Genomic DNA, 23,122 nt, shown 5'->3' with positions numbered 1-23,122 from the left:
CTGTGCCTGCCACAGCGGCGGCCTGAGCGTCCAGACCTTCCTGCGCGGCGTCCACGTCGTCTCCTACGACCGCGACGCGCTGGCCGAGGTCGCCCATCACGTCGTCACCCTGGCCAACGCCGAGGACCTGCCCGCGCACGGTGAGGCGGTCACCGCGCGCACCGGCCACGGCACGGCCTGAACACCCGACGGACGACCCGAGACACCAAGAGCGTGCAACCGTGAGCTTCACACTGAACGACCTGCCCCTCCGTGACGACCTGCGCGGCCGATCACCCTACGGCGCGCCGCAGCTGGAGGTGCCGGTCGTCCTCAACACCAACGAGAACCCGTACGCGCCCTCGCCGAGCCTGGCCAAGGCGGTGGCCGAGGCCGTCGCCGAGACCGCGTCGGGCCTCAACCGCTACCCCGACCGGGACGCCGTCCACCTGCGTGAGGGGCTGGCCGGCTACCTCGGCCACGGGCTGACCGCGGATCAGGTCTGGGCGGCCAACGGCTCCAACGAGATCCTCCAGCAGATCCTCCAGGCCTTCGGCGGGCCCGGACGGACCGCGATGGGCTTCGAGCCGTCCTACTCGATGCACCCGATCATCGCGCGCGGCACCAACACCGACTGGCTGTCCGTGCCCCGCGACGCGGACTTTCGGGTCGACGTCGACGCCGCCCTGGCCGCGATCGCCGAACACCGGCCCAGCGTCGTGTTCCTCACCTCGCCCAACAACCCCACCGGCACCGCCCTCGACATCGCCGCCATCCGGCGCATCGCCGAGGCCGCACCCGGCGTGGTCGTCGTCGACGAGGCCTACGCCGAGTTCCGCCGCGAGGGCACACCGAGCGCCCTGACCCTGCTGCCGGAGTACCCCCGGCTCATCGTCTCGCGCACCATGTCCAAGGCCTTCGCCCTGGCCGGGGCCCGCGTCGGCTACCTCGCCGCGCACCCGGCCGTGGTCGACGCCCTCCAGCTGGTCCGCCTGCCCTACCACCTGTCCGCCGTCACCCAGGCGGTCGCGTCCACGGCCCTGGAGTACGCGGACGAACTCCTCGCCGCCGTCGCCGACCTGCGAGCCGAACGCGACGACCTCGTCGCCTGGCTTCGCGAACAGGGCTTCTCCGTCGCCGACTCCGACGCCAACTTCGTCCTGTTCGGCGAGTTCGAGGACCGCACCAAGGTCTGGAACACCATGCTCGACCACCAGGTCCTCATCCGCGAGACCGGCCCGCCCGGATGGCTGCGCGTCACCGTCGGCACCCCCGACGAGATGGCCAGTTTCCGCCGTGCCCTGCTCCAGGCCACCGGGCGCTGACCGCGCTCCACCGCCCCGGCGGACGGCCCTCGGCCGCAGCCCGTCCACCCACCACCGAGAGAGTCACCATGAGCCGCACCGGACGCGTCGAACGCACCACCAAGGAAACCAAGGTCCTGGTCGAGATTGACCTCGACGGCACCGGCGTCGCCGACGTCTCCACCGGCGTCGGCTTCTTCGACCACATGCTCGACCAGCTCGCCAAGCACGGTCTGTTCGACCTCACCGTGCGCACCGAGGGCGACCTGCACATCGACTCCCACCACACCATGGAGGACACCGCGCTCGCCCTGGGCGCCGCCTTCCGCGAGGCGCTCGGCGACAAGCGCGGCATCCGCCGCTTCGCCGACACCAAGGTGCCCCTGGACGAGGCGCTGGCCGAGGTGACCGTCGACGTGTCCGGCCGCCCCTACCTGGTGCACAGCGAGCCCGAGGGCATGGCGCCGATCATCGGCCGCGACTACGACACGACCATGACCCGCCACATCCTGGAGTCGTTCGTGGCCCAGGCGCGCGTGGCCCTGCACGTCCACGTGCCCTACGGACGCAACGCCCACCACATCGTCGAGTGCCAGTTCAAGGCCCTGGCCCGCGCCCTGCGCGCCGCCACCGAGAACGACCCGCGCGTCACCGACATCCCGTCCACCAAGGGTGCCCTGTAAATGGGCGACGACGTGTGGGCGCTGCTGCTCATCGTCCTCGGCGGCTTCCTCATCGGGGGCGCCTACTCCCTGTGGAAGGTCAACCGGGTCGCCGCCGTCGCCCTGGGCGCCTGCGCGGTCCTCGCCGTGGCCTCCGGGGCGCTCCGGCTCTACCCCTAGCGGAAAGGCAGACTTCATGCCGTCACGAGTGGTCGTCTTCGACTACGGATCGGGCAACCTGCGCTCGGCGCAGCGCGCCATGGAGCGCACCGGCGCGGACGTGACCGTCACCTCCGACCCGCACACCGCCCTCGACGCCGACGGGCTCGTCGTCCCCGGCGTGGGCGCCTTCAGCGCCTGCATGTCCAGCCTGCGCGCCGCGGGTGGGGACCGGATCATCGGCAAGCGTGTGGCCGGGGGCCGCCCCGTCCTGGGCATCTGCGTGGGCATGCAGGTCCTCTTCGAGCGCGGCGTCGAACAGGCCGACGTGCACGCCGAGGACGTGGCCACCGAGGGCTGCGGAGAGTGGCCCGGCACGGTGGAGCGCCTGCGTGCCCCCGTCGTGCCGCACATGGGCTGGAACACCGTCCGCCCGCCCGAGGACACCCGGCTCTTCGCCGGGATCGGCCCCGAGGACCGCTTCTACTTCGTGCACTCCTACGCCGTGCGCACCTGGGAGTTCACGCCCACCAACGCGCGCATCCCCGCCCCGGGGGTGACCTGGTCCGAGCACGGTGAGCCGTTCGTGGCCGCGGTCGAGAACGGGCCCCTGTGCGCCACCCAGTTCCACCCGGAGAAGTCCGGCGACGCGGGCGCCCGCGTGCTGGCCAACTGGGTGGGCATGCTCGGGTGACCCCGGCATCCGACCGACTCTTCAGCACCGACCACGAGAAGGCTTCATGACTGACACCGTGTCGTCCACCGCACTCGAACTCCTGCCCGCCGTGGACGTTGCGGGCGGCCAGGCCGTCCAGCTCGTCCAGGGCGAGGCGGGCTCCGGCGGCCGCTACGGCGACCCCCTCACCGCCGCCACGCGGTGGCAGGAGGCCGGAGCCGAGTGGATCCACCTGGTGGACCTCGACGCCGCCTTCGGCCGCGGCCACAACCGCGACCTGCTGCGCGACATCGTCGGCCGCCTGGACGTGAAGGTGGAGATGTCCGGCGGCATCCGCGACGACGAGTCGCTCGCCGCCGCCCTGGCCACCGGCTGCACCCGGGTCAACATCGGCACCGCCGCCCTGGAGAACCCCGAGTGGTGCGCCAAGATCATCGCCCAGCACGGCGACCGCATCGCCATCGGCCTCGACGTGCGCGGCACCACCCTGGCCGCCCGCGGCTGGACCCGTGAGGGCGGCGACCTGTTCACCACCCTGGAGCGCCTGGAGTCGGAGGGCTGCGCCCGCTACGTCGTCACCGACGTCAACAAGGACGGCACCCTCAAGGGCCCCAACCTCGACCTGCTGCGCACCGTATGCGCGCGCACCGACAAGCCCGTCGTGGCCAGCGGCGGAGTGTCCAGCCTCGACGACCTGAGCGCCATCGCCACCCTCGTCCCCGAGGGAGTGGAGGGCGCGATCATGGGCACGGCGCTCTACGAGGGCGCCTTCACCCTGGAGGACGCCCTGGCCGTCGTGAGGGGGGAGCGTCGGTGAGCCTCGCCATCCGTGTCATCCCCTGCCTGGACGTGGACGCCGGGCGGGTGGTCAAGGGCGTCAACTTCGAGAACCTGCGCGACGCGGGCGACCCGGTCGAACTCGCCGGGACCTACGACGCGGGCGGCGCCGACGAACTCACCTTCCTCGACGTCACCGCCTCCAGCGGCGACCGCGAGACCACCTACGACGTGGTGCGCCGCACCGCCGACCAGGTGTTCATCCCGCTCACCGTCGGCGGGGGAGTACGCACCACCGACGACGTCGACACCCTCCTACGCGCGGGCGCCGACAAGGTCGGCGTCAACACCGCCGCCATCGCCCGCCCCGAGCTCATCGGGGAGATCGCCGAACGCTTCGGCCGCCAGGTCCTCGTCCTGTCCGCCGACGTGCGCCGGGTCCGCGACGGCGACGAGCCGACCCCGAGCGGCTTCGAGGTGACCACCCACGGAGGACGGCGGGGCACCGGAATCGACGCCCTGGAGTGGTGTGAGCGCGCCGCCGCCCTCGGCGCGGGCGAGATCCTGCTCAACTCCATGGACGCCGACGGCACCAAGGAGGGCTTCGACCTGGAACTCATCCGCGCCGTGCGCGCCCGCGTCGACGTACCGCTGATCGCCTCCGGCGGAGCCGGGGCCGTGGAGCACTTCGTCCCGGCGGTCGCCGCCGGCGCGGACGCGGTCCTGGCCGCGACCGTCTTCCACTTCGGCGAGTTCACCATCGCCGACGTCAAGGCGAGCCTGCGCGAGGCCGGATACGCCGTACGCTGAACCCGGCCGCACCCTGCGGGCACGGCGCCCCGGCGCCACGCCCGCGGGGGAGGGGCCGAGGCGCCACGGGAACCATCGGCGTCCCGGGGCGAACGGTATGCCCGGAACGGTCATCCCACGGAGTACCGGAGGACCACCCACCGGGGAAGGAGCACCCCCATGCCCACCCAGACGCGTACCCGCCTTCCCGGCCGCCTGGCGGCCCTGCTCACGGCCGGACTCATGGTCCTGGCCGTCGCCCTCGTCGGCTCGTCGTCGGCTTCCGCCCACGACCGGCCCGCCGCTCCGGCCCCGGCCCCCGCCGCCGGCGCCGATCCCTGGCCCGAGTACGGCCTCGGCGACGCCGACGTCGACATCGCCGTGGCCAAGCTGCTGCTCATCCAGATCGGGTTCGACCCGCACATGGACCTCGACCGCCCGATCCCCTTCGACGCCCAGATGGGCCACGCCGTCCGCGCCTACCAGGAGTACTCGGGGATCGCCCAGACCTCACGGCTGGACGCGGCGACCTGGGAGGCGCTGCGGTCGGAGACCTTCGGCCTGTACCGGAGCGGCTCCAGCGGCCTGGTCGTCGAGGCGATCCAGCGCCTGCTCAACGCCAAGTTCGCGCTTCACCTGATCACCGACGGCCTGTACGGGCCGCAGACCGAGGCCGCGGTGCGCGGCGCGCAGGACTCCCTGGGCATCGGGGTCGACGGCATCGCCGGACCGGCCACGTTCCGCGCACTGATCACCTACCAGGACTACGACCGCTGACCTCCGGCCCGCCCCGGCCGCACGCGACACCCGTCCGCGCCGCCCACCCGTACACCCCGCCGGGGTGTGCCGCACCACATCCGGAAACCGGGTGACACACGTGGAATACCCCCCACACGTCCGGTGCTGAAACAACTCGGTGGAACCTGTCGGCACCGCTGGATAGGTTGACCCGACGAGCGCCCCGACACCCTCCGGCACGACCGGAGCCCTGCGGGGCGCCACCGGTCGGCCCCCAACCGGGCCGATCGCACGCGGACGTGAACGGGGGGCGTATGGCGCAGGCGACGAGGAGCACGGGACCGGACGAACAGGAAGAAGGCACCCCGGTCGCGGCACCCGGGAACGTCGACGACCCCGCCTCTCCCGACCCCGGACGGGACGCCACCGGCGAAAGCGGCGACCGGATCTTCACCCGCGGGATGCGCGTCCTCGGCGTCGCCATCCGCACCGAACCCTGGGTGTTCCTCATCGCCGTCGCCGGCGCCATGCTGCACGCCGCGATCACCGTCGCCTCCGCCTCCGTCCTCGGCCACCTCACCGACGAGACGATCCTGCCCGCCTTCGAGAGCGGCTCCACCACCTTCGCCGCCCTCCTCGGCGCGTCCGCGCTCCTCCTGGCCGTCGGACTCGGCAAAGCCGTCGGCCTGGCCCTGCGGCGGCTCTTCGCCGGACTCATGCAGTTCCGCATGCAGGCCCGCTACCGCCGCGCCGTCGCCCGCAAATACCTGGACCTCCCCCTGGCGTGGCACCACCGCCACCCCACCGGGCAGCTGCTGTCCAACGCCAACGCCGACGTCGAGGCCGCCTGGCAGCCGCTCGCACCGCTGCCGATGGCCGTCGGGTCCGTGTTCATGCTCGGCACCGCCGCCGTCGCCATGATCGTCACCGACCCCGTCCTGGCCCTGATCGCCTTCGTCGTCTTCCCCGTCCTGACCGCCGCCAACGTCGTCTTCCAACGCCGGATCTCACCCATGGCCTCCCGGGCCCAGGCCCTGCGCGCCGAGGTCAGCGGCGTCGCCCACGAGTCCTTCGACGGCGCCCTCGTCGTCAAGACCCTCGGCCGCGAGGACACCGAGACCGAACGCTTCACCCACGCCGCCCACCGCCTCCGCGACGCCCTCATCCAGGTCGGCCGCATGCGGTCCATGTTCGACCCCTTCATGGAGGCCCTGCCCAACCTCGGAGTCCTCGCCGTCCTCCTCCTGGGCATGTGGCGACTGTCCACAGGCGCGGTCGACCCCGGCGAACTCGTCACCATCGCCTATCTGTTCACCCTCATGGCCCTGCCCATCCGCTCCTTCGGCTGGCTCCTGGGCGACCTGTCCCGGACCGTCGTCGGCTGGGACCGGGTCCAGTCGGTCCTGCGCTCCGAGGGCGCCATGGACCACGGCGACCGGACCCTGGAGGACACCCCCACCGGCATCGCGCTCACCATGCGCGAGGTCACCTTCTCCTACGCCGACACCTACGACGCCGACGACCACGTCCGCGACCTCATGGACGGCGCCGGGAACGAGGCCCGCACCACCGTCCTCGCCGGCGTCGACCTCGACATCGCCCCCGGCCGCACCGTCGCCCTGGTCGGCCCCACGGGCGCGGGCAAGTCCACCCTGACCACCGTCCTCATGCGACTGGTCGACCCCGACTCCGGCACCGTCGCCTACGACGGCGTCGACACCCGCGACCTGGCCCACGGACAGATCCCCCGGCACGCCGCACTCGTCCCACAGAACACCTTCGTCTTCGAGGACACCGTCCGCGACAACATCACCCTCGGCGCGACCGACCTCGACGACGACCACGTGTGGGCCGCCCTACGCCTGGCCCGCGCCGACGGCTTCGTCCGCGAACTCGACGGCGGGCTCGACGCCCGGCTCGGGGAGAAGGGCACCACCCTGTCCGGCGGCCAGCGCCAGCGCCTGGCCCTGGCCCGCGCCATCGTCCGCCGCCCCCGACTGCTCGTCCTCGACGACGCCACCTCCGCCGTCGACCCCCAGATCGAGGCCCAGATCCTCGCCGGACTACGTGAACGCGACGACGCCGCCACCGTCGTCGTGGTCGCCTACCGCCGCGCCACCATCGAACTCGCCGACGAGGTCGTCTACCTGGAGGGCGGCCGCATCCTGGCCCGCGGTACCCACGAGGAGCTCCTGGCCACCTCGCCCGGCTACACCCGGCTCGTCACCGCCTACGAGCGCGCCTCCGCGGAGAACGCGGCCGGACACGCACCGACACCCGAGGAACCGGGCCCGCCCCACCCCCAACGGACCTCCGCGGCGCGGCCCGACACCGACACCACCCGCCACCACGCCGTCGCCACCGAGGAGTCCCGCTGATGAGCGCACCCGCCCAGCCCCGCACCGGGCGGCGGTCCGCCCCGGAGGCCGACCGCCCCGGCGCCGACCGGGCCGAGACACCCGCACTCAGCAAGTCCCAGGACTCGGCCCTGCGGACCCTGCGCCGCGGACTCCACCTCTCCCCGGAGTTCGCCCACGGCCTGTGGCTGACCCTCGCCCTCGCCGTCGTGGCCACCGCGGGCAAGGTCATCGTGCCCGTCGCCGTCCAGCAGATCATCGATAACGGGCTCTCCGGCCCCGGCGGACCCGACCTCGGCTTCGTCACCCGCATGGTCAGCGTGTGCGCCGCACTGCTCGTGGTCACCATGGTCTGCTCCTACCTGATGAACGTGCGCCTGTACCGGGCCACCGAGTCCGGGCTGGCCACCCTGCGCCGCAAGGCCTTCCGCCACGTGCACGACCTGTCCGTGCTCACCCAGAACAGTGAACGCAAGGGCGCCCTGGTCTCCCGCGTCACCGGCGACGTCGACCAGATCAGCACCTTCATGCAGTGGGGCGGGCTGCTGCTCATCGTCAGCGCGGGCCAACTGGTCGTCGCCACCGCCCTCATGGCGGTCTACTCCTGGCAGCTCACCCTCGTGGTGTGGATCTGCTTCCTGCCGCTGCTCTTCGGCGCCCGCTGGCTCCAGAAGCTGCTCTCCCGCGCCTACCTCAAGGTCCGCGAACGCACCGGCGACATGCTCGGCGCCATCGGCGAGACCGTCATGGGCGCCGCCGTCATCCGCGCCTACGGCACCGAGGAGCGCACCGCCCACCGCATCGACTCCACCGTCCTGGCCACCCGCCGCGCCCAGGTCAAGGCTCAGCGCCTGTCCATGGCCGTGTCGCCCTTCGCCGAGATCATCGCCGCCATCGGCAACGTCGCCGTGGTCCTGGTCGGCGTGTGGCTTGGCATCGACGGCCAACTCACCGCCGGGCAGCTCGTCGCCTTCCTCTTCCTCATGACCCTGTTCGTCATGCCGATGATGATGGCCACCGAGATCTTCAACGAGGCGCAGAACGCCATCGCCGGGTGGCGCCGGGTCCTGGGCGTGCTCGACACCGTCCCCGACATCGCCGACCCCGGAGAGGCCGGGCACGTGCTGCCGCGCGGCCCCGTCGAGGTCCGCTTCGACGACGTCACCTACGCCTACCCGGACGGGCCGACCGTCCTCGACGGCATCGACGTCCGGATCACCCCCGGCACCCGCCTGGCCGTGGTGGGGGAGACCGGATCGGGCAAGACCACCTTCGTCAAGCTCCTCACCCGCCTGATGGACCCGGGCGGCGGGCGCGTCCTCCTCGACGACGTCGACCTGCGCGAGGTGGCCTTCTCCTCCCTGCGCAGCCGCGTCGTCATGGTGCCCCAGGAGGGCTTCCTGTTCGACAGCTCCCTGGGCGACAACATCCGCTTCGCCCGGCCCGAGAGCACCGACGTCGAACTGGAGGCCGCCATCACCGAACTCGGCCTCGCCGACTGGCTCGCCAGCCTCGCCCACGGCCTGGACACCCCCGTCGGCCAACGCGGCGAGTCCCTCTCAGCGGGGGAGCGACAGCTCGTCGCCCTGGTCCGCGCCTACATCGCCGACCCCGACCTGCTCGTCCTGGACGAGGCCACCTCCGCCGTGGACCCGCACACCGAGGTGCGCATCCAGCGCGCCCTGGACCGGCTCACCCGCGGCCGCACCTCCGTGGCCATCGCCCACCGCCTGTCCACGGCCGAGGCAGCCGATCGGGTCCTCGTCTTCGACCAGGGACGCGTCGTCCAGAGCGGCACCCACGACGAACTGGTCGCACGTCCGGGCGTCTACGCCGACCTGTACGCCTCCTGGGTTCGGTCCTCGGCCTGAACGGCACAGCGGGCCGCGGTGGCGGTCAACGGCCGCGGGCGTGCCACCAGTGCGCCGCCACCAACTCCGCCACCAGCGGCTCCACCAGCAGGCTCACGTCCGGGTCCCGGTCACCCGGGTAGCGCACGGTCAGCTCCGCCCCCGCGACGCTCTCGCGTTCGGGGGTGGCTCCCACGGCCACGAACCGTCCCCGCAACTGCGCCAGGTGCTCGGCGAACCTCTGGTCGTAGGCCGAACCCGCGAACAGCAGCGCGCGGTAGTCGGTCACCGCCGCAAGGTAACGGTCGGTGTGCGACCACTCCCCGGTCTCGACCGCGTGCGCCACCCGCACCGGCCCACCGCGCAGGACGCGCACCCCCTGCCCCGCCGACGCCAACCGCTCGGCCGGAGCCACCAGATGCACGCCGTGCGGCGAGTCCAGGGCCCGCGCCGCCTCCGGCACCCACCGCTGCGCGTCGGCCAGCAGCACCTCCGTCGCGTTGGCCGCCCGCCGCAGCAACCCGGGGAAGTTCCCGCTGCTCCCCGACACGGGAGCGCCCAGGCGGTGCCCCAGCAGCAGAGCCAGCGCCATGGCGTGCTGGTAGGAGCGGCACCCCAGCCCCGACGACTCCGCGCCCGCGTTCAGCGGGACCACCAGGTCCGCCAACCGGGACACCACCGCGTCCGGATCGGGTGTGAGCACGATCACCGGGGAGCGCGCCACGTAGCGGTCCAACACCGTGCACAGCTCACGCTGTCCCCCGCCCAAGCTCACCCCCACCACCAGGGTCTCCGGGCCGGCCGGAGGCTCCTCGGCCGACGAGGCGTGCTCGGCGCTCGCGGCGATCCCCGCCCGCCGCAGCCGAGCCGCCGCCGTCTCGCACACGCGCCGGGCCGCGCCCAGACCGAGCAACCGCACCGCGGCGGGCTCGTCCTCCAGCAGCGCCGGCAGCGCCGCGTACGGGTCCCACCGGGGGAAGCGTTCAGCGAGGGCGGTCAGGGCGGCGGGCTTTCCCGCCAGGTCGGCGGACAGGAACTCGGCGGTCACGGGACTCCCATCGTGCGGGCCCGTCGGAACGGAAAGGCGGTGTCGGACGGACGAACCCTACGCCCTCCGGCCACCCCGGCGGCGCACCCACGGACCGGACCGCCGCGCGCGAACCGCGCCCCGGTGCACGGTGGCCGCACAGCGGTCATAACCTGGGAATCATGAGCGTCTCCAGCCTCGACCCGGACATCGCCGCACGCCTGAAGCGCAACCCGGACGGCCTCGTGCCCGCCGTCGTGCAGCAGCACGACACCGGGGAGGTCCTCATGCTCGCCTGGATGGACGACGAGGCCCTGCACCGCACCCTGACCACCGGCGCCGCCACGTACTGGTCGCGCAGCAGGGGGGAGTACTGGGTCAAGGGGGCCACCTCCGGGAACACACAGCGTGTGATCTCGGTCGCGCTCGACTGTGACGGCGACACCCTTCTGGTACGCGTCGACCAGACCGGGGCCGCCTGTCACACCGGCGACCGCACGTGTTTCGACGCGGGACGGCTCCTGTGAGTTCCACCGAACCCCCCGCGCGCGCGGGCCGCGAGTACGCCGTCGTCACAGTCACTCTGGCCGCCGGAGCCGGGCTGCTGCTCGCCGCGGGCGGCAGACTCTGGGTCACCGGTGAGATCGCCGTGCCCGGTCCTGTCGAACCCGTGTCCGTCGAACTGACCGGCGGCGACCTCACCGGCGCCCTGTCCGGGATCGGATGGGTGGGACTGGCCGCGATCGTGGGACTGTACGCCGCCCGTGGATGGGCGCGCCGGGTCATCGGAGGGCTCGTCCTCCTCGGCGGGGTCGGAGCGCTCGCCGCCGTCTGGAACGCGACCCGGGCCGAGGCGCTGGTGTCCGAACTCGCCGGCCACGCGGCCGACGGCACCGGCGCGGCGCAGGTCACGGCGGATCCGCGACTCCTGCTCCTGGGGCCGCTGATGGCCGGGGCCGGGGCCCTGCTCGTCACGCTCGCGGGGGCGGTCGCCGTCGTGCGCTCCCCCGCCTGGCCAGGTATGGGGACCCGGTACGATCGGGACGTCGCACCGCGCTCGACCCGGGCGGACACACCCGCCGACCTGTGGAGATCGCTGGACGCCGGTGACGACCCCACGCTCGACGCCCGCGGTGGCGACGCCGCGGCCGACACCGGCCGCGCCGACACCGAGGACGGCACCGCACCCGCACCGCTGGCAGCACGGCCAGCCGAACCGAAGGAGAACCACTGATGGCTGACGAACACCACGACGACCACGGCAACACCGTCTCCGCCTGGTTCCTCACCATCTCCTGGATCGCTGCCTGGTCCGTCGCCGGCGTCGCCATCATCATGGGGGGTGGGCTGATCACCTGGACCGTGATCGCCCTCGCACTGAGCGTCGTCCTCGCGATCGTCGCCGGTGTGATGAAGAAGGCCGGGCTGGGCCGCAAGGAGCCCCGCCCCGTGCCGCCCACGCGCGCGGAGTGGGAGGCCACGCGCAAGGCCGCGGCCAAGAAGGACTCCGGTACGAACCGTGAGGTGGCCGCCACGGCCGGCAAGGCCTGAGGCGCTTCTCACCTTCCCGGGAACGCGCAGATCACAACGAGTGCGTAACGGAAAATGGACGAAGGTCCGGTGTGGCGGGTAGATTCTCCCCACCGGACCCGGTCCGCCGCGTTGGATGCCATCGGTGAGAGTCTGATCGATCTGGCATGATTTCTGTCCGCGGTGTGTGTCCGCCGGTCAATCACCCTGCCCCCGCACCGGACCGGCGCGCTCTTTGCGCACACCGATCCCATTTCCCCTGTCCGCTTCAGGAAAGATCTTTCGAACATGAGCTACGGTCCCCCGCCTCCCGGCAACCCCGGCCCGCCCCCGCCGCCCCCCGGCGGTGGCTACGGCCCGCCCCCCGGCAACGGCGGCTACGGTCCGCCCCCCGGCGGCACCGGCGGCTACGGGGCCATGCCGCCCTCGGCCGAACCGCCCAAGAACTTCCTGGTGTTCAACATCCTGGGGCTCTTCGGCTGCACGATCCTCGCCATCGTCGGTCTGGTCTTCGCGATCCAGGTCAACAGCAAGTGGCAGGCGGGTGACTACGCGGGCGCCGAGTCCGCGGCCAAGACCGCCAAGATCCTGGGGATCATCAGCTTCATCGGCTTCTGCCTGACGGTCGTCTACGTCGTCCTCATGATCTTGGGTGCTGTCGTCGCCGGTACCAGCGGTTACTAAGCCCGAGCGCATTCTGTCGCTCCTGCCCCCGGACACCTCGGTGTGCGGGGGCAGACGCCTTTCCCGGGGCCAGGACCCAGCCGTAGCCGCCCACCCGAACGCGTAGGCTGGTGCCCGTGCGACCACAGCAGACCGACCGGCCCGTGCACCCCCAACCCACGGACGCCGCTCCCCGATCCCCCGCCGACCGGGTCCGCCACCGTGTCCGGTCGCTGCATCCGGCCGTCTGGCCCCTCGGACTCGGAGCCCTGGCCCTGGTGGGGGCCACACTCGTTCACTTCGTCGACCCCAACGAGCCCGGGAACTACCCCACCTGCCCCTGGCTGCTCCTGACGGGGACGTACTGCCCGGGCTGCGGCACCACGCGAGCCGTCGCCCTCGTCACCCACGGCGACATCCTCGGGGCCGCCAGCATGAATCCCCTGCTCGTACTCGCCTTCGGACCGTTCCTGCTCTACACCTACGTGCGGTGGTTCGGAGCCAGCCTCAGGAGACGTACGGTGCCCCGCAAGGCCGCGCCGATGTGGGTCTACTGGACCGTCATCACCTCGGTCTTCGCGTTCTGGCTTCTGCGCAACCTGCCCTGGTTCGACTTCCTCGCACCGGGTGTGCCGCTCTTCCCGGGCTGGTGACCCGCGGACACCCGATCGACCCGGGAACCCGTACCCCACATCCGGCGTCCCATGTGGAGACGTCGCATCACATCCGAAAGGAACACCCCCATGAGCTACGGTCCCCCGCCGCCCCACGGTGGTTACGGAACGGGCGGCTACGGCGCCGTGCCGCCCGCCGCCGAGCCGCCGAAGAACTACATGGTCCACAACATCCTGGGCATCTTCGGCTGCACGGTGGTCGGCATCATCGGCCTGATCTTCTCCCTCCAGGTCAACAGCAAGTGGCAGATGGGTGACTACGCGGGCGCCGAGGAGTCCGCCAAGGTCGCCAAGATCATGGGGATCATCAGCCTCATCGGGTTCATCCTCACGATCGTCCTCGTGGTGATCTACGTGATCATCATGATCATCGGGTTCGCCATGGTGGCCTCCACCGCCCCCGCGGGCACCTACTGACCCCTCCGGGCTTCCCGGACGACGACGGCGTCCCCCTCCGACACACCGGAGGGCGGGACGCCGTTCCCGCGACACCGCGACACTTCCGCCTTCGTCATCCGGGGGTGGCGGCCCCCCGAGCCCCGAGGGTGGATACGATGACGGATAACACGGTGCGTGTGCGGTCGACCGGTCCCGCCACGCGGCCGCGCCCGCGCACGCGGGTGGATTCGACCATCCCGACCGGCCACACCACGAGGGAGCGGTAACTGGTGAGCGTGCTCGACGAGATCCTCGACGGAGTACGCGCTGACCTGGCCCGGCGTCAGGAGGCCCTGCCTCTGGACCGCCTCAAGGCCCAAGCCGAGTCAGTGCCCACTCCGCAGGACGCCGAGGCCGCCCTGCGCCGCCCCGGTGTCCACGTGATCGCCGAGGTCAAGCGCGCCAGCCCCTCCAAGGGGCCACTCGCGACCATCGCCGACCCCGCCGCCCTGGCCCGCGACTACGAGGCCGGCGGCGCCACCTGGATCAGCGTCCTGACCGAGGAACGCCGGTTCAACGGCAGCCTCGCCGACCTGGAGGCGGTCCACAAGGCCGTCGACACACCGCTGCTGCGCAAGGACTTCGTCGTCAGCTCCTACCAGCTGTGGGAGGCCCGCGTCCACGGCGCCTCGGCGATCCTGCTCATCGTCGCCGCGCTGCCCCAGGAGGCCCTGGTCTCCCTGGTCGAGCGGGCGCGCTCGCTGGGTCTGACCCCCCTCGTCGAGGTGCACGACGAGGACGAGGTCACCCGGGCCCTCGACGCCGGCGCCACCGTCATCGGCGTCAACGCCCGCAACCTGAAGACCCTGGAGGTCGACCGGGACACCTTCGCCCGGCTCGCCCCCCTCATCCCCGCCGACCGCGTCAAGATCGCCGAGTCCGGGGTACGCGGCCCGCACGACCTGCTGGCCTACGCCGGAGCCGGAGCCGGAGCCGTCCTGGTCGGGGAGAGCCTCGTGCGCGGAGGCAACCCGCGCGAGGCCGTCGCCGACCTGGTGACCGCCGGCGCCCACCCCGCTCTGCGCGACCGGAACTGAGCCCGATGCTGACGACGACGGCGTACCCACTCCACCCCGGTCACCGATGGCGTTAGGGCGTGTTCCGCGGACACATACTCTGCTGCGCGACGAGCAGCGTCCACGGAACACGCCCTTGCCCCAGGGAGCCCGCACCCACACCCGCACGCGTGAGTCGCGGGTTCCCGACGCCGCGTGACCCAACAACCCAACCGCGCCGCCCCGCGGCGCGAGGCCGGTCGTCGCGGGCCCCGAGGCCGTGCCCGGGGCGCGCACGCGGTCGGCCCGTACCAGGAGACCCAGCCATGAGCCACGCCCAACCCGTGCCCGACGCGCACGGGCACTACGGCCGCTACGGCGGCAGGTTCGCTCCCGAGGCGCTCATCGCCGCCCTCGACGAGGTCGAGGCCGAGTGGGACAAGGCCCGCCAGGATCCGGACTACCTCGCCGAACTCGACGAACTGCTGCGCAGCTACACCGGTCGGCCCAGCCCGCTCACCGACGCGCGCAACTTCTCCAAGCACTCCGGCGGCGCCCGGATCCTCCTCAAACGCGAGGACCTCAATCACACCGGCTCGCACAAGATCAACAACGTGCTCGGCCAGGCCCTGCTCACCAAACGCATGGGCAAGACCCGCGTGATCGCCGAGACCGGCGCCGGACAGCACGGCGTGGCCACCGCCACCGCCTGCGCCCTGCTCGGCCTCGACTGCGTCGTCTACATGGGGGAGGAGGACACCCAGCGCCAGGCGCTCAACGTCGCCCGCATGCGCATGCTCGGCGCCGANNCCGCCAGCCGCACCCTCAAGGACGCCATCAACGAGGCGTTCCGCGACTGGGTGGCCAACGTCGACCACACCCACTACCTGTTCGGCACCGTCGCGGGTCCGCACCCCTTTCCCAAACTCGTGCGCGACCTGCACTTCGTCGTCGGCAAGGAGGCCCGCGAGCAGGTCCTGGAACTGACCGGGAAGCTGCCCGACGCCGTCGCCGCCTGCGTGGGCGGCGGATCCAACGCCATCGCGATCTTCGCCGCCTTCATCCCCGACGAGTCCGTCGCCCTGTACGGCTTCGAGGCCGGGGGAGAGGGCGCGCGGACCACCAGGACCGCGGCCTCCATCACCGCGGGCAGCCCCGGGGTCTTCCACGGCGCCCGCACCTACGTGCTCCAGGACGAGTTCGGGCAGACCCTGCCCAGCCACTCCATCTCCGCGGGGCTGGACTACCCGGCCGTCGGCCCCGAGCACGCCTACCTCGCCGACACCGGCCGCGCCACCTACGAACCCGTCACCGACGCCGAGGCCATGGAGGCCTTCCGGCTGCTGTGCCGCACCGAGGGCATCATCCCCGCCATCGAGAGCGCCCACGCCCTGGCCGGGGCCCGCAAGCTCGGCGAGCGCCTCGGACCCGACGCCGTCATCCTGGTCAACCTGTCCGGGCGCGGCGACAAGGACGTCGACACCGCGGCGACCTACTTCGGTCTCGTGGACCCGGAGGGACAGCGATGACGACCACCACCCTGAGCACCGCCCTGGCCGCCGCGCGCGAGGAGGACCGCGCCGCGCTCATCGGCTCCCTGCCCGCCGGCTTCCCCGACGTGGCCTCCTCCATCCGCGTCATCGAAGCCATGGTCGAGGGCGGGTGCGACGTCATCGAGGTCGGCCTGCCCTACTCCGACCCCATGATGGACGGACCCACCATCCAGCGTGCCGCCGATCGGGCACTGGCCGCCGGAACCACCACCGACGACGTCTTTCGCGTGGTCGAGGCGACCGCCGCGACCGGGGCCGCCGCCGTGGTCATGTCGTACTGGAACCCGATCGAACGCTACGGCGTCGGCCGGTTCGCGGAGGGGCTCGCCAAGGCGGGCGGGGCCGGGGTGATCACCCCCGACCTCATCCCCGAGGAAGCGGACGAGTGGATCGCCGCCTCCGACGCCGCCGGGCTCGACCGGATCTTCCTCGTCGCGCCCTCCTCCACCGACCGGCGCCTGGCCCTGACCACGGCCACGTGCACCGGTTTCGTGTACGCGGCCTCGCTCATGGGGGTCACCGGCACCCGGGTCCAGGTCGCCGACACCGCCGAGACCCTCGTACGGCGCACCCGTGAGGTCACCCGGGCCTCCGCCCTGCCCGTTTGTGTGGGCCTGGGCATCTCCACCGGTGCGCAGGCGGCCGAGGTCGCCGGGTACGCCGACGGCGTGATCGTCGGCGCTGGTTTCTGCCAACGCGTCCTGGACGCGCCCGACCTGGAGACCGGCCTCATCGCGGTCCGCTCCTTCGCCGAGGAGCTCGCCGCGGGGGTGCGCTCGCGCGGTTAGCGGTACGCGTTTCGGGCCTGCCGCTCGGCGACGGGGCGGGCACCCCCGAGCGGTGCCCGGCGGCGCCCGAACCGACCCCACGACGGCGGTGGACCGACCCGGAACCCGGGATCGGTCCACCGCCGTCGTCGTGTACCGGCACCACCTCGCCCGGTCGCGCCGGCGCCGGATAAGGGCGGGTTAACCGACTCAGGTTAAAAGAGTGAGAATCCGGTGAGAGAGCCGTCTTGATGCGCCCCACACCCCCCTCGGGACGTGTTCCGGTGGTGTGATGGACAAGGGTGGACGTGACGCGGTCACTCGTACGGACCTGTGTGTCCACAGCCCAGTGTCACGAGTCGCCCACAACGAGTAGGATCTGTGCTGTCACCCAGAGAGACGTCACGGACACCACACGTCATCTGACCGAACGGTCAACCTCCTCCCGAAGGCCAACACGATGGACACAGCCGACGCGACCACCGCACCGCCCGCCCGCGAACGCACCCCCCGCTGGCGGACCGTCCAACCCTGGCTGACGCTCGCGTGCAGGGTCGGGCTCGCGGCCGTCCTCATCACCGCCGCCGTCAGCAAGTACCCACCCGCGCTGTCGGTCCAGGCGGTCGAGGCCTACGACCTGTTCCCGACCGACCTGGCCAGGCTCATCGGGTACACCCTGCCCCTGTTCGAACTGGCGCTGGCCGTCCTGCTCCTGGTCGGACTGGCCACCCGCTACACCGCGGCCGTCACCACGCTGCTCATGGTCGCGTTCATCGTGGGGATCGTCTCGGCCATGGCCCGCGGACTGAGCATCGACTGCGGGTGCTTCGGCGGCGGTGGACAGGTCGACCCGGAGGAGACCACCTACGGCCTGTCCATCGCGCGCGACGTCGGCTTCGCCGCCCTGGGCGCGTTCATCGCGATCTGGCCACGATCCCCCTTCGCCCTCGACCGCCCGCTCGGGCTGTTCCGGTGACCCCGGAACCCCGTACGGCGGCCGACCACGTCCAGTAGCAGGAAAAGGAAGAAATTCATGGGGAGTGCAGCCCGCCAACGTTCTCGCGAGCGGCTCAGGGAACAGCGGGAGAAGGACAAGCGCAAGGCCGCGCGCGTGCGGACCCTCGGTGTCATCGGCGCCGCCCTCGGGGTGGTCATCCTCATCGTCGGAATCGGTTACGCCATCCTCAACTCCGACCGCAGCGGATCGGAGTTCGACGGATCCCTCGCCTCGCAGACCGTCCAGGGGGACGGCAGCGTCGTCATGGCCCAGCCCGGGGCCGAGGCCCCCGTCGTCGAGGTCTACGCCGACTACCAGTGCCCCGCCTGCCGCCAGTTCGAACTCCTCAACGGAGACGTCCTCAAGGAGGCGGCGGCCGCCGGCGAGGCGATCGTCCACTTCCGCCCGGTCAGCATCTTCGCCCAGCAGGCCGTGCCGATCAGCAGCAACTCCCTGCGCGGCGGAGCGGCGGAGCGGCGGCCCGCGCAGCCGCCGAACACGGCGTCTTCGTCGAGTACAACGACCTGCTCTTCGAGCACCAGCCCACCGAGGGCCAGGCGGGATTCACCGTCGACGAACTCAAGGAGTGGTTCCGCGAGACCGGCGCCTCCGAGGAGGACGCCGCGGCCTTCGACGGGCGCATCGACGACGAGGCGGCCACCGTCACCCAGTTCACCGAGGACTACCTGCCCGCCCTCACCGAGGACGCCCTCGACCAGCTCGGGCAGGAGAACCTCAGCACCATGGTCCTGACCGACCTGATGGCCTGGGGCGCCGACAACGGCCACGACCCGTCCTTCCTGGACGGGACCTACACAGGTGAGATCATCGACGCCACCGGAAACGCCTACACTCGCTACAGCGGAGACAACGCGTTCCGCGCCACGCCCTCCGTCTACATCAACGGCGAGCTGCTCGACAACAGCACGACCATGACGGTGCGCGGCCTCCAGGGGGCGATCGACGAAGCCGGCCCCGGCGAGGTCCAGACCGAACCGTTGACCGGCGGGGGTGGCGAGGAGTAGCCACCAGACACCCCCCGCGTGCGGGGCGAACCCGAGAGCAGAGAAGTGACTTTGTCGTCGACAGCTTCCGAGGGCGCGGCCGAGCTGGGCCGCGCCCTCGCGGCCATCCCCAGTCCCCAGGTGAACTCGATCCCCATCGGTCCGCTGGAGATCCACTTCTACGCCCTGTGCATCCTCGCGGGTGTCATGGTCGCGGTCTTTTGGAGCGAACACCGCTGGGCGGCCATGGGCGGTGAGAAGGGCACCATCGTCGACATGGCCGTGTGGGCCGTCATCCTCGGCCTCATCGGCGGGCGGCTCTACCACGTCATCAGCGACGCCCAGCTGTACTTCGCGCCCGGCCGCGAACCGATCCGCGCCCTGTTCGTGTGGGAGGGCGGCCTCGGCATCTGGGGCGCCATCCCGATGGGCGCGCTCGGCGTGTACCTGGTCGCCCGCAAGCGCGGGCTGTCGATGTCCAAGCTGTCCTTCGCCATCGCCCCCACACTGCCCCTCGCCCAGGCCATCGGCCGCTGGGGCAACTACTTCAACCAGGAGCTCTTCGGCCGCCCCACCGACCTGCCGTGGGCCCTGGAGATCTACCCCTACCCCGAGGGCGGGCTCCGCCAGGGCATGATCCCCGGCGAGACCACCTACCACCCCACGTTCCTCTACGAGTCCCTCTGGTGCCTGGGCCTGGCCGTCCTCCTGGCCTACCTCGGCCGCCGCTTCGAGGACAAGCTCCAGGGCGGCCGCCTGTTCGCCCTCTACGTCATGGGCTACTGCGCGGGCCGCTTCTGGATCGAGTACATGCGTATCGACCCGGCCAACGAGTTCTTCGGCCTGCGCCTGAACAACTGGACCTCCCTCGCGGTCCTCCTCGCCGCGCTGGCCTACTTCCTCTGGGCCGGCCGTCGCATCGACTCCTTCTCCAGCGCCGTCGTCCCGCACGGCCATGACGCCGGAACCCAGGTGATCAAGTCCACGAGCGTGGACGAGACCGCCGACGACGGCACCGTCTACAGTGCCGTGGACACCGACGACGACTCCGAGATCGACTCCGTGACCTCCGACTCCACCGAGGCGGGCACGGAATACCACCCCAGCCCCGAGCGATCTAGTAGCGAGGGCTCGACGGAGAACGACGCCGACGACACGGGCACGAACTCCGAGGCGAAGCCCGAGTAGGGATCCGCGTGCGGCCGGTTGACCGGACACCCCGGTCAGACCGTGTGGTGCGCGCCTCTCCCTTCGAGCAGTCCACGGGTTGGCGGCTGTTGGCTTGGCTATCGGTCGTTGTCGGTCAGCGACCTACGGTGAGTTCGTTTCTGGCCGCGGTTCCGGGTTTGGGCTGTCATCGCTGTGGTGTGACTGGGCGTGACCGGAGTGATCGCGTCGAGAGAACTACCCAGCGGGTCCGTACCCGAGGGCCTCGGCCGACGGGGAGTACCCGGTTCCCGGGAGGATGTCGCGCACCGCTCACGAGCGGAGAAGGCGCGGTCACGCCGAACGGGGAACCGGCCCCTGTGACCCGAGGAGCGTTCGCGGGGCAGCGGACCCCAGGTCCGAGATACGGTGATTTGGCCAGCAATGGTCAACTCTCCCAGGAACGGTTGACGATTGAGAAGGACCGTGAGCAGAACTGAGTTCGGTCACAGCCGGAGGAGTCGGCGCGGCGGTCGACGCCACGCCGAGGACACCCACGTCGAGGAGTACGACGTCCAGGGCCACGACGAAGACCGCGAGGACGACTACGACCCCGACGAGGACTTCTCCGCCGAGTACGGCCACACCCACGCCCACACCGGGGACACCGCGCCCGACGACGGCTATGACGACGCCGAACCCGCCGTAGAGGAGGACACCGCGGCCCCCGGGCGCGGATCCCGCCGCTCCCGTCGCGGGNAAGGACGGCGGCCGCAACACCTCCGGTAGACGCGGCGGCGTCGACCGCGTCTCGGCCTTCTCCGCCTCGGCGATCAAGCGCGTCTCGGTGCTGGGCGACCGGCCCAACCAGATCGTGTACACCCTCGCCGAACAGAGCAAGCGCAAGCGTGGCACAGCCGTCCTGGGCGTTCTCATGGGCGCCTTCGGCGTCGCCCTGGTCGCCCTCCTGGGTCTGCTGGTCTTCCAGCTGTTCAGTCCCGACGGGGGCGCCGTCGCCCGGGGCGAGCAGAGCATCGTCGCCCCGCCCGAGGGGCACGGCACGCTCACCCCGGACCAGTTCCTGTTCGGAGCCAACCTCGAGGACACCTTCGGCCCCATCGACGGGCGCCCCGAGGGCGCCGAGCCGATGACCGAGGAGGCCGTCTTCGGCGACTCCGAGGAGGTCGAGGTCAACGGAATGGAGCTGGCCCTCAGCGAGGGCCGCGTCACCGACTCGTGCACCTCGCTCGTGTGGGGTGAGGAGCTCGGCCAGAGCCTGATCGACGCCAACTGCTCCAGCGCCGCCACCGGTGTCTACACCGACCCCGACGAGGAGTACGTCGCCCAGGTCACCCTGTTCGACCTGGTCGACTCCGAGGGCGCCACCCGGGTCGCCGAGGCCCTGGACCCGAACAACGCCGAGACCGGTGCCGGGTTCCTGCTGGCCGACACCGGTGACGTGCCCGGGCTGGAGGAGGGCTTCAGCCAAGCATCCACCCAGGTCATGGGCCACTACCTGGCCGTGTTCTGGGTCGCGCGCACCGACGGGTCCCCGCCCGGGGACGACTCGGACATGGCGTCCGTGCGCGTGGCGGCGATGGACACCGTGCTCCTTCCCTACGAGGAGATCGTCGCCAGGAACCAGGCGGAGGAATGAGCCCTGTCAGGGGGTGTCGGGCACCCCGATAGGATCGCGGACGGATCGACCCGCGCGGGGGCACCCACGGGTGCCCCCACGTCATCCGGTGAGCCGGTGCCCACGCATCCGCCCGGAGCCTTGGGCGCGGACCGCGATCCGTCCGTCGACGTCCACACTTTCGAGGCCCGATGTACCCGGAACCGAACAGGCGAGCCCTCCCCGGGAGCGCCGCGCAAGAACCAGTCCAACGGACGGAGCCCGACCCGGCGCGGAGCCGTGGGGGCGAGGGTGCACCCCGCAGCGAGCCGGACGGGCGCAGCGCGCGGTCCGGCGGCCGCCGCCGCGGGGGCGGCCGGAGGAAGCAGGACCCGCGCCGCCGCGGACCGCTCCTGATCATCATCCTGGCCGTCGTGCTGGTCCTGGCGCTCCTCGCCGTCGGCGCCGTGTTCTACCTCCGCTCCTCCGACGAGGGGGGAGCGGACGCGGCCCCCGTCCAGACGCGCCCGGCCGTGTACCGGATCGTCGACACCGGCCGCATGAACGACGTGCTGGCCTCCCGTGAGGTCGACAGCCTCCCCCTCAACGAGGGTGAGCTGTTCGAACGCAACAACGCCGAGATCTCCAGCCAGAGCATCGACTTCACCCTGCGGGACTCGGACCTGACCGACGACTGCTCGTCGGCCGTGTGGGGCCGGGAGCTGACCGAGGCCGTGGCGGACGCCGACTGCACCCAGGTCGCCCGTGCGACCTACGTCTCGGACACCTACTTCGGCGTCACCGCCGTGTTCAACCTCGCCGGCGTCGACGCCAGCCGCCAGCTCGCCGCGGCCATGTCCGATCCCAGCGAGGAGGACGGGGGCGACACGACCGCCGCCGCCCGCGGGTTCGTGCTCCCCCCATCCGGAGCCGACCCCTTCGACCGTCTCGGCGAGGGGTACAGCGCCAGCGAAGCGATCATCAGCGGTCACTACCTCGTCGTGGTCTGGGTCCAGTCCGCGTCCTCGGAGTCGGTGGAGGACCGTGTCAGCCTCGCGGGCCCGCTCGTGGCCCTGGCCAACGTCCGCGATCCGCTCTACCGGCGCATGGTCCAGCTCGACGACGGCTCCGACGAGGGCACGGACGGCACCGGCCAGACCGGCGGAACGGGGCAGACCGGTACCGAGGGCACCGGCGCCACCGGGACGACCGATCCCAACGGCACCGGCGCCACCGGGACGACCGGAACCAACTAGGACGCGCGTGGGGCCCGGGGAACACCTTCCCCGGGCTTCGTGTTCGTCGTGGGCCCCCGCCGCGCTCCGGCCCGCTCCTACTCGGGTTCCACCCGCCCGACCAGGTCCCGGACCACACCGGGCAGCTCCGCCCACCGGTGGTCGGGCAGATCCAGCGGCGTGTGCC

General features: G+C 71.8%; 24 protein-coding genes and 1 pseudogene. 24 read left to right on the top strand and 1 reads right to left on the bottom strand.

The window, feature by feature from the left end; translation table 11 throughout:
* The 10 genes from D471_RS0119685 to D471_RS0119640 all read left to right on the top strand — a co-directional run.
* Window positions 1-181: histidinol dehydrogenase (locus tag D471_RS0119685; RefSeq protein ID WP_026127885.1), on the top strand; the 181-nt coding region annotated here is incomplete at its 5' end.
* Window positions 182-221: 40 nt separating this feature from the next.
* Entirely contained in the window at window positions 222-1,304 is a 1,083-nt protein-coding gene (locus tag D471_RS0119680; protein WP_017600199.1) for a histidinol-phosphate transaminase, read from the top strand.
* Window positions 1,305-1,372: 68 nt separating this feature from the next.
* Window positions 1,373-1,966, top strand: coding sequence for an imidazoleglycerol-phosphate dehydratase HisB (gene hisB / locus D471_RS0119675; RefSeq protein ID WP_017600198.1), 594 nt, complete (start codon window positions 1,373-1,375; stop codon window positions 1,964-1,966).
* Window positions 1,967-2,125, top strand: coding sequence for a hypothetical protein (locus tag D471_RS40910; protein WP_017600197.1), 159 nt, complete (start codon window positions 1,967-1,969; stop codon window positions 2,123-2,125).
* A 16-nt stretch (window positions 2,126-2,141) separates the two neighbouring features.
* Window positions 2,142-2,798, top strand: a complete 657-nt coding sequence (gene hisH / locus D471_RS0119665) for an imidazole glycerol phosphate synthase subunit HisH (RefSeq protein ID WP_040690415.1) — start codon at window positions 2,142-2,144, stop codon at window positions 2,796-2,798.
* Window positions 2,799-2,844: 46 nt separating this feature from the next.
* The gene (priA, locus tag D471_RS0119660; protein ID WP_017600195.1) at window positions 2,845-3,597 is read left to right on the top strand and encodes a bifunctional 1-(5-phosphoribosyl)-5-((5-phosphoribosylamino)methylideneamino)imidazole-4-carboxamide isomerase/phosphoribosylanthranilate isomerase PriA; all 753 of its coding nucleotides are present in this window, start codon (window positions 2,845-2,847) and stop codon (window positions 3,595-3,597) included.
* Entirely contained in the window at window positions 3,594-4,367 is a 774-nt protein-coding gene (hisF, locus tag D471_RS0119655; protein ID WP_017600194.1) for an imidazole glycerol phosphate synthase subunit HisF, read from the top strand. Before priA ends, hisF begins: the two co-directional genes overlap by 4 nt.
* 159 nt (window positions 4,368-4,526) lie before the next feature.
* Window positions 4,527-5,123, top strand: coding sequence for a peptidoglycan-binding domain-containing protein (locus tag D471_RS35245; protein ID WP_017600193.1), 597 nt, complete (start codon window positions 4,527-4,529; stop codon window positions 5,121-5,123).
* 275 nt (window positions 5,124-5,398) lie between these two features.
* On the top strand, window positions 5,399-7,462 hold the full coding sequence (locus D471_RS0119645; protein WP_017600192.1) for an ABC transporter ATP-binding protein: 2,064 nt from the start codon (window positions 5,399-5,401) through the stop codon (window positions 7,460-7,462).
* Entirely contained in the window at window positions 7,462-9,312 is a 1,851-nt protein-coding gene (locus D471_RS0119640; protein WP_017600191.1) for an ABC transporter ATP-binding protein, read from the top strand. The genes D471_RS0119645 and D471_RS0119640 overlap by 1 nt, the downstream gene beginning before the upstream one ends.
* A gap of 25 nt (window positions 9,313-9,337) precedes the next feature.
* Here D471_RS0119640 and D471_RS0119635 read toward each other — a convergent pair whose 3' ends face one another.
* Window positions 9,338-10,339 carry an SIS domain-containing protein gene (locus D471_RS0119635; RefSeq protein WP_017600190.1) on the bottom strand — a complete coding sequence of 334 codons (1,002 nt, stop codon included), beginning with the start codon at window positions 10,337-10,339 and terminating at the stop codon, window positions 9,338-9,340.
* 161 nt (window positions 10,340-10,500) lie between these two features.
* Between D471_RS0119635 and hisI the strand changes: the two genes are divergently transcribed.
* The 14 genes and pseudogenes from hisI to D471_RS35230 all read left to right on the top strand — a co-directional run bounded on the left by hisI (window position 10,501) and on the right by D471_RS35230 (window position 22,956).
* Complete coding sequence (gene hisI, locus D471_RS0119630) at window positions 10,501-10,845, top strand: phosphoribosyl-AMP cyclohydrolase (protein ID WP_017600189.1); 345 nt, start codon at window positions 10,501-10,503, stop codon at window positions 10,843-10,845.
* Entirely contained in the window at window positions 10,842-11,552 is a 711-nt protein-coding gene (locus tag D471_RS0119625) for a Trp biosynthesis-associated membrane protein (RefSeq protein WP_017600188.1), read from the top strand. The genes hisI and D471_RS0119625 overlap by 4 nt, the downstream gene beginning before the upstream one ends.
* Window positions 11,552-11,869, top strand: a complete 318-nt coding sequence (locus D471_RS0119620; protein ID WP_017600187.1) for an HGxxPAAW family protein — start codon at window positions 11,552-11,554, stop codon at window positions 11,867-11,869. The genes D471_RS0119625 and D471_RS0119620 overlap by 1 nt, the downstream gene beginning before the upstream one ends.
* A 267-nt stretch (window positions 11,870-12,136) precedes the next feature.
* A complete protein-coding gene (locus D471_RS0119615; RefSeq protein WP_017600186.1) occupies window positions 12,137-12,532 on the top strand; it encodes a CD225/dispanin family protein in 396 nt (131 codons plus the stop codon).
* Window positions 12,533-12,642: 110 nt separating this feature from the next.
* A complete protein-coding gene (locus D471_RS0119610; RefSeq protein ID WP_017600185.1) occupies window positions 12,643-13,164 on the top strand; it encodes a DUF2752 domain-containing protein in 522 nt (173 codons plus the stop codon).
* 90 nt (window positions 13,165-13,254) lie between these two features.
* Window positions 13,255-13,602 (top strand): CD225/dispanin family protein, encoded by a 348-nt coding sequence (locus D471_RS0119605; RefSeq protein ID WP_017600184.1) that lies wholly within the window; start codon window positions 13,255-13,257, stop codon window positions 13,600-13,602.
* A gap of 251 nt (window positions 13,603-13,853) precedes the next feature.
* A complete protein-coding gene (trpC, locus tag D471_RS0119600) occupies window positions 13,854-14,660 on the top strand; it encodes an indole-3-glycerol phosphate synthase TrpC (RefSeq protein WP_017600183.1) in 807 nt (268 codons plus the stop codon).
* Between the two features lie 284 nt (window positions 14,661-14,944).
* Window positions 14,945-16,147 carry a tryptophan synthase subunit beta gene (gene trpB, locus D471_RS0119595; RefSeq protein ID WP_017600182.1) on the top strand — a complete coding sequence of 401 codons (1,203 nt, stop codon included), beginning with the start codon at window positions 14,945-14,947 and terminating at the stop codon, window positions 16,145-16,147.
* A complete protein-coding gene (gene trpA, locus D471_RS0119590) occupies window positions 16,144-16,959 on the top strand; it encodes a tryptophan synthase subunit alpha (protein WP_017600181.1) in 816 nt (271 codons plus the stop codon). Before trpB ends, trpA begins: the two co-directional genes overlap by 4 nt.
* 439 nt (window positions 16,960-17,398) lie before the next feature.
* Window positions 17,399-17,914 (top strand): MauE/DoxX family redox-associated membrane protein, encoded by a 516-nt coding sequence (locus D471_RS0119585; protein ID WP_017600180.1) that lies wholly within the window; start codon window positions 17,399-17,401, stop codon window positions 17,912-17,914.
* A 57-nt stretch (window positions 17,915-17,971) separates the two neighbouring features.
* A pseudogene (locus tag D471_RS35240) lies at window positions 17,972-18,960 on the top strand (DsbA family protein).
* 51 nt (window positions 18,961-19,011) lie between these two features.
* On the top strand, window positions 19,012-20,127 hold the full coding sequence (gene lgt / locus D471_RS0119575) for a prolipoprotein diacylglyceryl transferase (protein WP_017600178.1): 1,116 nt from the start codon (window positions 19,012-19,014) through the stop codon (window positions 20,125-20,127).
* Between the two features lie 805 nt (window positions 20,128-20,932).
* A complete protein-coding gene (locus D471_RS35235) occupies window positions 20,933-21,742 on the top strand; it encodes a hypothetical protein (protein ID WP_017600176.1) in 810 nt (269 codons plus the stop codon).
* A 392-nt stretch (window positions 21,743-22,134) separates the two neighbouring features.
* Window positions 22,135-22,956 (top strand): hypothetical protein, encoded by an 822-nt coding sequence (locus tag D471_RS35230; RefSeq protein WP_152486378.1) that lies wholly within the window; start codon window positions 22,135-22,137, stop codon window positions 22,954-22,956.
* The last annotated feature ends 166 nt before the right edge of the window (window positions 22,957-23,122 follow it).

Origin of the sequence: Nocardiopsis lucentensis DSM 44048 (assembly GCF_000341125.1) — a bacterium.
GTDB lineage: Bacteria > Actinomycetota > Actinomycetes > Streptosporangiales > Streptosporangiaceae > Nocardiopsis > Nocardiopsis lucentensis.
The sequence above is the reverse complement of the archived record's forward strand: the minus strand, read 5'-3'. Positions and strand labels throughout refer to the sequence as shown.